This is a genomic window from Anabaena sp. CCY 9910 (assembly GCF_963920875.1).
GTDB classification, from domain to species: Bacteria; Cyanobacteriota; Cyanobacteriia; order Cyanobacteriales; family Nostocaceae; genus Trichormus; species Trichormus variabilis.
Genome location: NZ_CAWUDJ010000008.1, coordinates 141,787 through 155,286, shown reverse-complemented (window position 1 = coordinate 155,286; position 13,500 = coordinate 141,787). Strand labels below are relative to the sequence as shown.

Here is a 13,500-nt window from a genome sequence, read left to right as displayed (position 1 = left end):
TGCCCTTTACTTTTTGTAATACCCGAATGATACCACTGCTACCCGCCACTGCAAGTGAATTTCTGCTTATTAACTTTTCTGATGACAAAAATCCATTTTTTTTAGATTTTCTTTAACCTTAGTAACTGTTGAATATATTTTGTGATAAACACTAATAATCGCAGTGGTAATTAGTAATTGGTAATTGCGAAGAAAAATCACGTATTACCAATTACCGATGAACAATCAATGAAATACTTTACTTCTTCTTAGCGGAAGATTTAGCTGATTTAGCGGCTTTTTTCGCAGCTTTTTCAGCAGCGATCGCCTCTAACCTTGCCGTTTCTTTTTCCTCAGCGATTTTATCCAGATAATAGTGGTAATCACCTAGATAAACTCGGAATTCACCATCCCGAATTTCAACAATTTTGTTGGCTACTTGAGAAATAAAATAACGGTCGTGAGAAACTACTATCGCCGTACCATCATAATTTCGTAGTGCTTCTTCCAGCATTTCTTTTGCGGGAATATCTAGGTGGTTAGTAGGCTCATCGAGAATAATTAAGTTGGCAGGACGTAAAAGCATTTTTGCCAATGCTAGTCGCGCTTTTTCTCCACCACTCAATGCTTCTACTTGTTTAAATACGGTGTCTCCTGTAAACAGAAACTTACCCAAAAGCGTGCGGACTTCTTCATTTTTCCAGTCAGGAACTTCATCATGGATAGTTTCCATAACTGTTTTTTTCAAGTCCAAAGCTTCGGCTTGATTTTGCTCAAAGTAACCAGGAATCACACCGTGTTCCCCTATGCCCACGCTACCTTCTGTAGGTGGTTCTAAACCCATAATTATCCGCAACAGGGTAGATTTACCTGCACCGTTGGGGCCTAAGAAAGCGATGCGATCGCCTCTCTCAATTAAAAGGTTCGCACCCAAGAACAAAATCTTATCATCGTAGGTATGAGTTAAATCCTTGATTTTCACTACCTCCCGTCCACTACGGGGTGCGGGGGGAAAGCGGAAATGCAAGGTTCTTACACCAGCCACAGGCGCTTCGATGCGTTCGATTTTATCTAGTTGCTTCTCTCGGCTTTTGGCTTGAGTACTGCGGGTAGCACTGGCACGGAATCTATCAACAAATGCTTGCTGTTTCTCGATTTCTTTCTGCTGACGTTCGTAAGCACTCAATTGTGCTAGTTGGCTTTCAGCTTTTTGTTCTAGATATGATGTGTAGTTACCAAGGTAAGTACTAGAAACACCGCGTTCAGTTTCCACAATTTGGGTGCAGAGGCGGTCAAGGAACTCCCGGTCATGGGAGACTATGACCATCGGTGTGGTTAATTTTTTCAGATAATTTTCTAACCACTCAATAGTTTCTAAATCTAAGTGGTTAGTCGGTTCGTCCAGCAGTAAGATATCTGGTGCTTGCAGAAGAATCTTACCCAAACTCATCCGCATTTGCCAGCCACCAGAGAAAGCGCTGACGAGGCGATCGCCATCTTCTTGCTCAAATCCCATTTCTGGGAGAATCTTTCCAATGCGCGCTTCTAAACCATAGCCATCCAAACCTTCAAACTGACGCTGCAAACGATCCAATTTGTCGATCAGCTTATCCAGTTCTTCTGGAGTGGCTGTTTGCATATCATGTTGCACTTGGGTTAAAGCTAACTGTACTTGGTTAGCTTCCTTAAATACAGTCCAAAATTCTTCTCTGACGGTGCGGCTAGGATCTACCTCAAACTCTTGGTTAAGATAAGCTATGTGCAGGCTAGCAGGACGAATAATTTCCCCAGCCGTCGGTTCTATCTCCCCAGTAATAATTTTTAGCTGAGTCGATTTTCCCGCACCGTTGACACCCACTAAACCAATGCGATCGCCTGGTTTCACTTCCCAGTTGATATCTTTGAGAACTTCGCCTGTAGGATAAATTTTACTGATATGTTCTAATCGCAGCATCGAGTTTCTCTCAGTTAGGAATTATGGTTAATTGCGGACGAAGTACCAATACTGTGTCCAATATTAACAAAAATTAACCAACAATTTGTCTTAAGAAACTCTTACCAACCGAAAGGTTAAATTTATCTCGTTTAATTACCGCTTTGGGCGTTAGGAGACTGCTGTTGTGCAGCTTGCCGCACTTCTTCAATATTTAAATCTAAAGTTTGTGCTATTGGCTCTAAAGTCAAAACTAACCCCTACTTGGATATAAAATCACAGTACCCCAGTCATTTAATGGTTGATTTTGACGGAGGTATCAACAAATTTCCGCAAACAGTCGTGAATAAAGTTTTTCATTTGCTTGAAACTGCACTCCCACAAAATAGATGAGATGATCATGTTCAACTGTAGGCACAAACACAGCATCAATCCTGAGTGCTGTTTGTTTGATTGGCACTGACGAAAATCGGTAGAGGCTGGCTAAATCAGGAGAATTGCCAATGATTTCAAAAAGGATATCTGGAAATTATTGAAATAGGCGATAAAAATGCTGTCTGTTTTCAATATTCTGAATAAAATTTGATTTGTGCCTATATTGGAAAAAGCTGTAAATGGAAACTTTGAAAGCTTTGTTTATCTACGAAAAAATAAGGAAAATATAAATTAAATACAATAATTTTTAAACTTAAAGGAGAACAATTACCATTATCAGGGTATTTCTTTGAACCTCTCGATAAGAAGTTTTCCTGCTATGTATCTGGTAGATACTCTAAAAAGCAACAAACCTTCAATTACGAAGAATTTGAAGCTCTAATTCCTATCACTTATAGGCAAATACAGTACCCTCTTCTTTGCACCTACCACAAGCGGAACGCCTAGCGCCTCTACGTGAGTCAAAACAAAAACCGCCTGTTACCCACAGACGGCTGAAACATAATTTATTCAACTAGCGATTAACCAGCAGCACTAGAAGTTGCTAACTCTGCCAACCGTTCTTGCTGGTCTTGAGAAATACAAGATTGGATGACCGTTTCTAAATCGCCTTCCAAAACAGGGTTCAGCGAAAAGTTCTGACCTAAACGGTGGTCAGTGGCACGGCTATCTTTATAATTATAAGTGCGAATTTTCTCAGATCGCGATCCTGTGCCAACTTGCGATCGCCGCATCGAGGTCACTTCTTCTTGTTGTTCGCGCAGCTTTATCTCATATAACTTCGCCCGCAAAATCTGCATCGCCCGTTCTTTGTTTTGCAACTGACTGCGTTCTTCTGTGCAGAAAATTCGTATTCCCGTCGGTTTGTGCATTAAGTCAACAGCAGTTTCCACCTTGTTGACGTTTTGTCCACCAGCACCACCAGAACGAGCCGTAGTCATTTCAATATCTTTCGGGTCAATGTGGATTTCAACCTCATCCACTTCTGGCATAATTGCCACGGTTGCAGTTGAAGTATGTACCCTTCCCCCAGCTTCCGTCGCTGGTACACGTTGCACCCGATGAACACCTGCTTCAAATTTCAGCTTACTGTAAACGCTGTCACCTTGAATTTCCAGAATCACTTCTTTGAAGCCGCCCATTTCCCCAAGGGACTCACTCACCAACTTCACCCGCCAACCTTGAGTATCAGCATAGCGAGAATACATCCGCAGTAAATCACCAGCCCAAATACTTGCTTCATCGCCACCAGTACCAGCACGGATTTCCAACATGATGTTTTTATCATCGTTGGGGTCACGGGGTAGAAGTAACACCTTCAAGCGAGTTTCTAGATATTTTATTTTTTCTTCTAACTCATTTACTTCCAAAGCTGCTATTTCTTGCAACTCTGGATCACTATTTGACTCTTTGAGTACTTGACGCGCCCCGGTTAATTCTTCCTGGGCTATTTTCCAAGTTTCATAAGTATTAACAACTTCTTCTAGAGAAGAACGAGACTTGGCAATTTTTTGATACTCATCGGGGTTTCTAGCAGTATCAGGATCAGCTAGGCGACGAGTTAATTCATTGAAGGTTTGTTCAACGGATTTCAGTTTCTCCAGCAGGTATGATTCAGCCATGACAAGTGCGACGCTCCTTAAAAAAATAACAAATTGGCTCGGCAAAAAATGACAATCGACCCAGCAAACGCAGGGTCGTCGTTAACAGCAGAGCCAAACCGCTACTTTTTCTTTTGTTCGCCAGAAGTTTGCGTGCTGCTCATGCCATACTTACGCAGGAAGCGTTCTACGCGACCCTCGGTATCAATAATTTTCTGAGTGCCAGTATAAAATGGGTGGTTGCCAGACCAAACATCTACGTGTAATTCTGGTTTTGTAGAACCAACGGTCATCACAACTTGACCATTGCAGTAGACTTTTGCTTCTGGATACCACTTGGGATGAATATCAGATTTAGCCATTGTTCCTTTTGTGGTGAATCTATATAAATTATAGCTTTTTAGGGGTTAGAGACTAGAGATGAGCAAGTTTATACCCAGTCCCCAGTACCCAATCCCCAGTCTATCGTTTGGAGTACTGAGGAGCTTTCCGGGCTTTGTGCAAGCCATACTTCTTCCGTTCTTTAGCCCTGGGATCACGGGTTAAGTAACCTTCGGTTTTTAAAGGAGGACGATTTTCAGGATCTAGTTGGCATAAAGCGCGAGCAACCCCTAAACGCACTGAATCAGCTTGTCCGGTTAAGCCACCGCCTTCCGCCTTTACCAAAATGTCGTATTCGTTTTCTAATCCCAGGGTTTCTAAAGGAGCTTTGATAACGCCCAAATAATTGGCGTTGAATTGAAAATACAAGTCTCCAGGCTTGCCATTCACAATCAATTGACCAGTACCGGGAACCAAGCGTACCCGTGCTACTGCGGACTTACGGCGACCAGTACCCCAGTACACGGCGCGACCGCTATTTGCTTCTGCTACCACCATTAACTTTCTGCTCCAGGGATTGTATTAATGTTTAGTTCTTTAGGTTTTTGGGCATCGTGGGGATGAGTCGGCCCAGCGTAAACTTTCAGTTTGGTAAACAACTGCTTACCCAGGCTATTTTTGGGTAGCATACCTTTGACAGCGTGTTCCACGATTCTTTCTGGTAAGCGCTGTTGCAGTTTAGCAAAGGTTTCTGTTTTCATCCCACCTGGACGACCAGAGTGACGACGGTAAAGCTTCTGAGTACGTTTCTTGCCTGTAACTGCTACTTTTTCAGCATTTACAACAATCACGAAGTCACCTGTATCTAGGTGTGGGGTGTAGTGTGCCTTATTTTTGCCTCTTAAAATCATGGCAATTTCACTGGCAAGGCGACCCAGGCGTTTGTCCGTAGCATCTACTACGTACCAATCACGCTCAAGGGATTCTTGAGGAGGAAGATAGGTTTTACTCATTTTTATTTGTCCTTTGTCATTTTTTTCAGAGTCTGATAGTCAATAGTCCATAGTCCATAGCAAAAACTTTTGACTAATGACTCTTGACTAATGACTCTTGACCAATAACTAACTTTGGCATGGTGTCATACCAAACGTCAGGGGTAAAGGGAAAATCTGGATAGCCTACTCGTAACAAGCATAAGCCTTGTGACGGTGCAGCGTGTTTTACTTCTTCCCGCCGTTGTTCTTTCCAGAGTTCGGTGAAGTTAGCCAGAGTTCGTTGCCCGGAACCTACCTGTACTAACATCCCTACCAACAGTCGCACCATGCCATATAAAAATCCATCAGCCTGAATTTCAATATGGATAAACGGCCCACTACGATGACACTCTACTGCTTGTACCTCTACCCAAGAATGCGATCGCTTGGAGCCTGCACGATGAAATGCTGCTAAGTGATGCTTTCCCATCAGGGGTTTAAGGGCAGCCTGCATGAGAGATTCATCTAGGGGTGCATAATAATAATGCCAACTGAAAGGTGTGACGAACAAGTTCGGTCGATCTTCAGTATAAATTGTATAGCGATACCGTCTGTATGCGGCGCTAAAACGAGCGTGCCAACGATCGCCTACAGCTGCTGAAGCTTTTATCAATATATCCTTGGGCAGGTAACTATTGAGAACTGATGCCCACTTGTGTGGGGGAATTAACCCTGTAGCATCAAAATGGGCTACTTGAGCAGCAGCATGGACTCCGCTATCAGTACGGCCAGCACCATGCAGTGTTACATGATGTCCGAGAATTTTAGCGATCGCTGTTTCGATTTCTTCCTGAACTGTCCGATGCTGTTTCTGTCGTTGCCAGCCGTGAAAATTTGTACCAAGGTACTGCACTACCAAGGCTACTCGTTGAGTTTGTTTCGGCTGGTGACTATCTAACATAGGATCTTTCAATGAAGACTGAAGTACAAGGTGTTAAGCAAGGAATTTATCCTTCTGCCTCCAGCCTCTACCTCCCGGCTTCTCTACACCAATTCAATAATCGCCATCTCAGCATTGTCTCCCCGACGAGGTACGGTATGCAGAATACGGGTATATCCCCCTTGACGATTACCATACCGAGAGGAAACTTGCTCAAACAGCGCATGAACTAGCTGTTTATCGTAGATGTAACCCAAGGCTCGACGACGTGCTGCTAATGAGCCATCTTTTGCTAGGGTGATGATTTTATCTACTTCGCTTCGTACCACTTTTGCACGCACCAAAGTAGTGGTAATCCGACCATGACGGATGAGTTCAGTAGTCAACGCTCGTAACAGGGCGCGGCGCTGATCAGCTGGTTTACCAAGTTTTTTGACCCGATTCCGGTGACGCATAACAATACTACAGTGAACTTTGAACGATTGTAAGACTAGCTGTGTTTAGAGCTTCTTTCTTGGGGTAAGGTAATGCCCAAGCGTCTCTGTAAAGCTTCCACGACTTCTTCTGCTGACTTCTGACCGAAGTTTTTGATCTCTAACAAGTCTTCTTGGGTGTAATCCAACAAGTCAGCTACAGAGTTGACTTGCGCCCGCTTGAGACAGTTATAAGCTCGTACAGAGAGTTGCAATTCTTCGATGGGAATTTGGGCAGTGGGGTCGTCTGGAATGTCGGAGTTTGTATCCGTTGGTTCTAGGGAAATATCTTTCAACGGATTGAACAAATCAACTAGAATTCCAGCTGCTGAAGATAAGGCTTCTTGGGGAGAAATGCTACCATTTGTCCAAACTTCTAACAGAAGCCTGTCTTTAGGAATGGAGCCATCTGCACGCACTTCCTCAACGCTGTAGTTAACTTTCCGCACCGGCATAAAGATGGAGTCAATTTGCAGAAAGTCCAGAGACGTGGCTTCTTCACGCCCTCTTTCTACTGTGCGATATCCTTTGCCTCTTTCGATGCGGAATTCCATTTCCAGTTTGCCGCCCTCAGCAATAGTGGCGACATATTGGGTAGGATCGATAACTTCTACCTCACTGGGCAAATCAAAATGTGATGCAGTGATTGTTGTTGGGCCGTTAACTAGTAATCTGCCAATCTGGGCTTGCGATGAATAGCTTTTGAGGATAACTTCCTTCATCCGCATGATGATTTCCAAGACATCCTCTCGCACGCCTGGAACTGTAGCAAACTCGTGAGAAACACCTGCAATTCTCACTGCTGTTACGGCTGTTCCCTCTAGATTGGATAGTAAAACCCGCCGCAACGCATTGCCGACTGTTGTTCCCTGACCACGTTCTAGAGGTTCTAGAATAAATTTACTGTAATGATTCCGACTTTCCTCTGTATTAGACTCTACACATTCAATTTGAAACTGCGCCACGGAGTAGCCTCCCTTAATTAAGGTGCTGCTAGCAGGCAAATTTTTTGCCTCTCGAATTTACTTTATTGCCCTGGGCTAACTTAGGTGTATCAAACTGCCAACATCTGATGACGGTCAAGTTCGATTTACTGGTTTAGCTTGCAGGCATTCACTATATTTTGCTTGACTTGGAGTATAGCAGCCCTCCCTGGTGGAAGAGCTGACACGCTTGTCGTCGTCCCAGCCGTCGGAAGTTCTTGAACACTCACCCCAATTGCCAAGCAATTGCAGGTGAGAACAAAAGTCTTGACCTACACGCGGCGGCGCTTTGGCGGACGGCAACCATTATGAGGAATGGGGGTTATGTCTCGAATCAGGGTAATTTCTAGCCCTGCTCCTTGAAGCGCCCGAATTGCAGTTTCTCTACCTGCTCCTGGTCCACTAACCATCACTTCAATTTGGCGCATTCCTTGGTCGATAGCTCGTCTGGCTGCACTTTCTGCTGCGGTTTGCGCTGCAAAGGGGGTTCCTTTTTTAGCACCTTTAAAACCGCTAGAACCCGCACTAGCCCAAGAAATCACATCTCCATTTTGATCGGTGATGGTGACAATGCTATTGTTGAAGGTAGATTGGATATAAGCCATTCCGTTGGGAACGTTCCGTTTCTGCTTCTTACTCCCGGATTTTTTTGTTGGTTGTCTTGCCATATTATTTCAGTTAACCTAAGGTAAAACTTGCTCTTGATAGCAAGCAGAGAAATATTACTTACCAGGAGCCTTCTTCTTACCGGCCACTGTCTGCCTTCTCCCACGACGAGTTCTAGCATTGGTGCGAGTTCTTTGCCCTCTGACTGGTAAGCCCATCCGATGACGGCGGCCTCTGTATGTACCAATGTCAACTAAACGCTTGATGTTCATTGCTTCCAAGCGCCGCAAGTCACCTTCAACTTGATAGTTGCTTTCGACTTCGCCTCGCAGGGCTGCTACATCGGCATCACTGAGGTCTTTAACGCGGGTATCTGGATTAACCCCTGTAGCCGCTAGAATTTCTTGCGACCTTGATAGCCCAATTCCGTAAATATAGGTTAGACCGATTTCAACGCGTTTGTCGCGTGGAAGGTCTACTCCGGCAATACGTGCCACGATGAATATCTCCCTATTTTTTTCGCAGTTGCTGATGGAAAAACGCGGTTATGACGCGTCTGAGTTGCTAATGATGATGTTAGTAAGCGTCAAGTCTCAACGCCCAAAGAATGTTATCCTTGACGTTGCTTGTGTTTGGGATTGACACAGATCACCATAACGCGCCCACGACGGCGGATCACGTTACACTTTTCACAAATTTTCTTGACTGAGGCTCTGACTTTCATGCCTTTAAAAATTGACTCCAAATATTAAATTATAGCATTTTCAGGAAACTTTATGCAATTAAGTAAATGGGTAACACCCAAATAATTTGTTTTATGGTAGACTTCCTTACATATATCTACTTCTTACGTAATCGGTAGGTAATTCTGCCTTTGGTGAGGTCGTAGGGAGTTAGTTCCACTTTGACGCGATCGCCAGGCAAAATCTTGATGTAGTTACGGCGAATCTTGCCTGAGATGTGTGCCAGCACGTTGAAGCCGTTATCTAGGTCAACGCGAAACATGGCATTAGGCAAGGACTCAGTAACAGTGCCTTCCATTTCAATCAAATCTTGTTTAGACAAGTTTTTTCCTCAATTCAACAACTTTTTGTTCGGTTGCAGCACTCATCTGCAAGAGAACACATTTCAACAAATATATCAACCGTTTATTAATATATCTTAGCTAAATTTGACAACATCTTCGTTAACAGGGGATCGGTTACTGGGGACTTGGTACAGTCCCTAACCTCCATCCCCTAGATTTTTTGGGCTAGTTACGAACCTAAAGTTTCTTTCAATTCGTGAGTGACTTCTTCTTGGGACTGGTCGCCATTGATGGTCAAAAGTTTTTGGCGATCGCTGTAATAATCAATCAGGGGTGCAGTGTCGTTGCGGTAGATTTCCAGGCGGCGACGGATTACCTCTTCGGTGTCGTCTTTCCTGCCTCTGGATAACAACCGTGTGACAACAACATCATCTGGTGCATCTAAATTGACTACTCTTTCACCACCTTGACCAGTTTTTTGCAGCAATTCTTCCAGAAAAGCCGCCTGAGTGACTTTACGAGGGAAACCATCCAATATCCAACCAGATTTAGCATCTGCTTGCTCAAGACGCTCCTCTACCAAGTCTTGCACTAACTGATCAGGAACCAACTCGCCACTATCAACATAGCTTTGAGCTTTGATTCCCAAGGGAGTTTGCTCTTTCATGGCTTGCCGCAATATATCTCCTGTGGAAATATGCGGAATATGTAAATGTTCAGCCAAAATTTGAGCCTGTGTTCCTTTACCTGCACCCGGCGGCCCCAAGAAGATTAGTCGCGTCACTATTGTTTCACCATTCCTTATTGTTTCACCATTCCTTCATAACGCTGAGAAATAACGTATGTTTGGACTTGTTTAGCCGTCTCAATTGCTACACCAACCAGAATTAGCAATGAAGTTGCACCCAATCCTCTAAAGGTTGGTACACCTAAGGCTCTTTCTACGGCGGTAGGAATAATTGCCACTAAACCCAAAAAGATTGCGCCCAAAAAAGTTAGTCTGTTAATTACCCGTTCGATGTATTCACTAGTTGCCTTTCCAGGACGAATACCCGGAATACTAGAACCCATTTTCTTGAGGTTCTGAGCTACGTCAACAGGGTTAACAATCAAAGAAGAATAGAAGTAGCTAAAGAAAACAATGGAAATTAAGTACACCAGAGCGTATACCCAAGATCCAGAACCCCCTGGACTCAAATAAGTATTGACAATGTTAGCCAATTCTGGATTCTTGGTGAAATTAGCAATCAAAAGTGGCAAGCTCAAGATGGCTGCTGCAAAAATGATTGGCATGACACCACCAGAGATGAGACGCAAGGGTAAATAGCTACGCTGTTCTGCGAGTACCCGACGACCAACTTGACGACGAGCCGAGATGATCGGGATGCGCCGGATGCCTTCTTGTACAAATACAATGCCCACGATTGTGGCCAGGAATACTAACACTAGCACAATCACGCGACCAACAATTTCTCGTCCACCAACTTGCACTAAGTCAATGGTGTCACCTAAGGATTTTGGTAATGATGCGACAATGTTGACAAAAATCAACAAAGATGCTCCGTTACCAATACCACGTTCTGTGATCAGTTCCGATGCCCACATAACGAACATAGAACCAGCAGTCAATGCGATCGCTGTCTCTGCTACAAATACTGGGCCTGGTTGCAAAGCAAACTGCTGGAGAAATAAGGCAGAGAAAGCTAGACTCTGAAAAATTGCCCAGCCTACAGTCACATAGCGAGTGATTTGGGAAATTTTCCGCCGACCAGCTTCGCCCTCATTTTTCTGTAAATTTTCTAAAGATGGTATTGCCGCAGTCAGTAATTGGATGATAATTGACGCATTAATAAAAGGCAAAATCCCTAAAGCAAAGACTCCTAAAGTTGAAAGTCCTCGCCCTGAAAATATATCCAATAAACCGAATATGGCATTATTGCTCGAAATTGCTTCGGCAAAACGAGTTCTATCAATTCCTGGTACTGGTAAAAATATACCCAGGCGAACCAGGATTAAAATACCGACAGTTACAAGCAGCCTGCCTCTCAGCCCAGCTGCTTGTGCCATCTGCATAAAAGTTTCTTGAGCCGTTGGGGCTTTATCTCGACTGATCATAGAGTGCTACCTTTATCGTGAACCAGGCGCTGGAAGCAAATTGGCTAGCTTTCAAGTGCCCTGTTGGGCATCACCCTAAAACTTCACAACTTCCTCCAGCAGCCTCAATTTTGCTCCGAGCTTGACCTGTGAAAGCTGCTGCCTTAACGTTGAGGGCTACACCTAAGTCTCCATTACCCAAAACTTTCAATGGGCCTTTGACAGCAGTTAAAATACCGGATGCTCTCAAAGATTCCAAAGTTACTTCTGTATTTGCAGGGAGATCAGCTAGCTTCTCTACATTAATCGTAGTGTAAATTTTCCGATTAACTACAGGAAAACCTTTCAGCTTGGGTATCCGGCGGTACAATGGCTGTTGACCACCTTCAAAACCAGGCCTGGTACCACTACCAGAACGTGATTTTTGACCTCTCATCCCTAGACCAGCACTAGCACCCTGACCAGCAGAGATACCTCTACCTACACGGCGACGGCGTTTTTTCGAGCCTTTTTGGGGCTTAACATCGTTGAGTCTCATAATCTAAAAGTTGCCAGTTGTTAGTTGTCAGTTGTCAGTTGTCATTTCCACATCGGACAAATGACTACTTAGATGTAGAGTTTTTCGATCGCAATGCCTCGGTCTTCAGCTACTTCAGCTAAGGTGCGTAGTGTAGATAAGGCGTTGACGGCTGCTCTGGCGTTGTTGAGTGGATTGTTAGAGCCGAGTTGCTTGGCTAAAACGTTACGCACTCCCGCCAATTCCAATACAGTCCGGACAGCACCACCAGCAATTACACCAGTACCGGGAGCAGCTGGGCGCATCATGACCTTAGCACCGCCACCTACACCATCAATAGGATGGGGAATGGAGTTAGATTTGGTGATGGGGATATCAATCAGGTGTTTTTTGCCGTCGGCTACACCTTTTTTCACAGCACCTATAACGTCCGAGGCTTTACCTACCCCGACTCCGACTTGACCGCGTTCGTTACCTACAACAACGATCGCCCGGAAGCTGAGTTTTTTACCACCTTTAACAACCTTGCTCACCCGCCGGATCTGAATTACGCGCTCTTGCCAGTTAGTTTCTTCTTTTTTTGTACGGTTCGCTTTACGACGACCTGTTGCCATAATATTGCTCTCTTTTTGTCAGTTGTCAGTTGTCAGTTGTCAGTTGTCAGTTACTACTGACTATTGACTACTGACAAATTAGAAGTCTAAACCAGCTTCGCGTGCTGCTTCGGCTAGTGCTTTGATGCGTCCGTGGTATAAGTTACCACCACGATCAAATACGACTTTAGTGATGCCTTTTTCGAGCGATCGCACTGCGATCAATTTGCCAATTTGTGACGATGCTTCGCAGTTTGCACCGGAAGCCAAACTAGATTTCACCTCTGGCTCTACGGTTGATGCTGATACCAGTGTGTGATGTTGTGTATCATCAATTACTTGAGCATAAATATGCTCATTAGAGCGAAAGACAGCCAGACGTGGACGTTCTGGAGAGCCTTGAACTTTACCACGAACGCGTCTATGGCGACGCTGTTTTGATTCTCTACGAGTAAGTTTCATGTTTACTTCTTACCACCCTTACCAGTCTTACCAGCTTTACGTCTGACCACTTCACCGGCGTAGCGGATACCTTTACCCTTGTAAGGTTCTGGTGGACGAACGGCACGGATTTTCGCTGCTGTGTTACCTACAATTTCTTTGTCATAGCCACTGACTATAACGTTGGTGTTATTTTCGACAGCAAACTGAATCCCATCCGGTGGTTCAATTTGGACTTGATGGCTATAACCCATGTTTAAAATCAGGTTACGCCCTTGAACTTGAGCGCGATAACCCACGCCTTGAATTTCTAAACGGCGTTGGAAACCTTGAGAAACCCCTTCCACCATGTTGGCAACTAGAGTCCGGCTTAAACCGTGTAGTTGTCTAGAAGTTCGAGTTTCATCCCGTCGAGTTACTTGTAAGGTTTCTCCTTCTTGAGAAACACTAACGTTTACAGGTAGTTCTCTTGACAGTTCGCCTTTAGGGCCTTTAACCACAACCTTGGTGCCATCAATTGTGACTTGCACTTTGGCTGGTACAGTAATTGGACGTTTACCAATACGAGACATGATTTTTTTAT

Annotated in this window: 19 protein-coding genes; all 19 read right to left on the bottom strand. The window is 44.3% G+C overall.

The features are described 5' to 3' along the window. Positions 1-238: 238 nt before the first annotated feature. Positions 239-1,933 (bottom strand): ABC-F family ATP-binding cassette domain-containing protein, encoded by a 1,695-nt coding sequence (locus ACM5QX_RS09395; RefSeq protein WP_011317581.1) that lies wholly within the window; start codon positions 1,931-1,933, stop codon positions 239-241. Positions 1,934-2,231: 298 nt separating this feature from the next. After that, on the bottom strand, positions 2,232-2,417 hold the full coding sequence (locus ACM5QX_RS09390; protein ID WP_414753297.1) for a DUF2887 domain-containing protein: 186 nt from the start codon (positions 2,415-2,417) through the stop codon (positions 2,232-2,234). Positions 2,418-2,868: 451 nt separating this feature from the next. Further along, on the bottom strand, positions 2,869-3,969 hold the full coding sequence (prfA, locus tag ACM5QX_RS09385) for a peptide chain release factor 1 (RefSeq protein WP_414753280.1): 1,101 nt from the start codon (positions 3,967-3,969) through the stop codon (positions 2,869-2,871). 101 nt (positions 3,970-4,070) lie between these two features. Then, positions 4,071-4,310 (bottom strand): 50S ribosomal protein L31, encoded by a 240-nt coding sequence (gene rpmE, locus ACM5QX_RS09380; RefSeq protein WP_190567458.1) that lies wholly within the window; start codon positions 4,308-4,310, stop codon positions 4,071-4,073. 100 nt (positions 4,311-4,410) lie between these two features. Next, complete coding sequence (gene rpsI, locus ACM5QX_RS09375; RefSeq protein WP_010998326.1) at positions 4,411-4,827, bottom strand: 30S ribosomal protein S9; 417 nt, start codon at positions 4,825-4,827, stop codon at positions 4,411-4,413. Continuing rightward, a complete protein-coding gene (gene rplM, locus ACM5QX_RS09370) occupies positions 4,827-5,282 on the bottom strand; it encodes a 50S ribosomal protein L13 (RefSeq protein WP_011317578.1) in 456 nt (151 codons plus the stop codon). The genes rpsI and rplM overlap by 1 nt, the downstream gene beginning before the upstream one ends. 73 nt (positions 5,283-5,355) lie before the next feature. Beyond that, positions 5,356-6,204 (bottom strand): tRNA pseudouridine(38-40) synthase TruA, encoded by an 849-nt coding sequence (gene truA / locus ACM5QX_RS09365; RefSeq protein ID WP_011317577.1) that lies wholly within the window; start codon positions 6,202-6,204, stop codon positions 5,356-5,358. 83 nt (positions 6,205-6,287) lie between these two features. After that, positions 6,288-6,638, bottom strand: a complete 351-nt coding sequence (gene rplQ, locus ACM5QX_RS09360) for a 50S ribosomal protein L17 (RefSeq protein WP_010998329.1) — start codon at positions 6,636-6,638, stop codon at positions 6,288-6,290. A 35-nt stretch (positions 6,639-6,673) separates the two neighbouring features. Beyond that, positions 6,674-7,621, bottom strand: a complete 948-nt coding sequence (locus ACM5QX_RS09355; RefSeq protein ID WP_011317576.1) for a DNA-directed RNA polymerase subunit alpha — start codon at positions 7,619-7,621, stop codon at positions 6,674-6,676. Positions 7,622-7,911: 290 nt separating this feature from the next. Continuing rightward, positions 7,912-8,307 (bottom strand): 30S ribosomal protein S11, encoded by a 396-nt coding sequence (rpsK, locus tag ACM5QX_RS09350; RefSeq protein ID WP_010998331.1) that lies wholly within the window; start codon positions 8,305-8,307, stop codon positions 7,912-7,914. 54 nt (positions 8,308-8,361) lie between these two features. Beyond that, positions 8,362-8,742 (bottom strand): 30S ribosomal protein S13, encoded by a 381-nt coding sequence (gene rpsM, locus ACM5QX_RS09345; protein ID WP_011317575.1) that lies wholly within the window; start codon positions 8,740-8,742, stop codon positions 8,362-8,364. Positions 8,743-8,855: 113 nt separating this feature from the next. Next, positions 8,856-8,969, bottom strand: a complete 114-nt coding sequence (gene rpmJ / locus ACM5QX_RS09340) for a 50S ribosomal protein L36 (RefSeq protein ID WP_010998333.1) — start codon at positions 8,967-8,969, stop codon at positions 8,856-8,858. A gap of 116 nt (positions 8,970-9,085) precedes the next feature. After that, entirely contained in the window at positions 9,086-9,310 is a 225-nt protein-coding gene (gene infA, locus ACM5QX_RS09335; RefSeq protein ID WP_006276978.1) for a translation initiation factor IF-1, read from the bottom strand. Between the two features lie 191 nt (positions 9,311-9,501). Then, positions 9,502-10,056, bottom strand: a complete 555-nt coding sequence (locus ACM5QX_RS09330) for an adenylate kinase (protein WP_011317574.1) — start codon at positions 10,054-10,056, stop codon at positions 9,502-9,504. A gap of 17 nt (positions 10,057-10,073) precedes the next feature. Further along, entirely contained in the window at positions 10,074-11,387 is a 1,314-nt protein-coding gene (gene secY / locus ACM5QX_RS09325; protein WP_011317573.1) for a preprotein translocase subunit SecY, read from the bottom strand. Positions 11,388-11,457: 70 nt separating this feature from the next. Beyond that, entirely contained in the window at positions 11,458-11,904 is a 447-nt protein-coding gene (gene rplO, locus ACM5QX_RS09320; RefSeq protein WP_011317572.1) for a 50S ribosomal protein L15, read from the bottom strand. Positions 11,905-11,972: 68 nt separating this feature from the next. Continuing rightward, a complete protein-coding gene (gene rpsE, locus ACM5QX_RS09315; RefSeq protein WP_010998337.1) occupies positions 11,973-12,497 on the bottom strand; it encodes a 30S ribosomal protein S5 in 525 nt (174 codons plus the stop codon). A 78-nt stretch (positions 12,498-12,575) separates the two neighbouring features. Then, positions 12,576-12,938: a 50S ribosomal protein L18 gene (rplR, locus tag ACM5QX_RS09310; protein WP_011317571.1), complete on the bottom strand. Its 363-nt coding sequence runs from the start codon at positions 12,936-12,938 to the stop codon at positions 12,576-12,578. A 2-nt stretch (positions 12,939-12,940) separates the two neighbouring features. Further along, positions 12,941-13,489 carry a 50S ribosomal protein L6 gene (gene rplF, locus ACM5QX_RS09305; RefSeq protein ID WP_011317570.1) on the bottom strand — a complete coding sequence of 183 codons (549 nt, stop codon included), beginning with the start codon at positions 13,487-13,489 and terminating at the stop codon, positions 12,941-12,943. Positions 13,490-13,500: the final 11 nt, after the last annotated feature.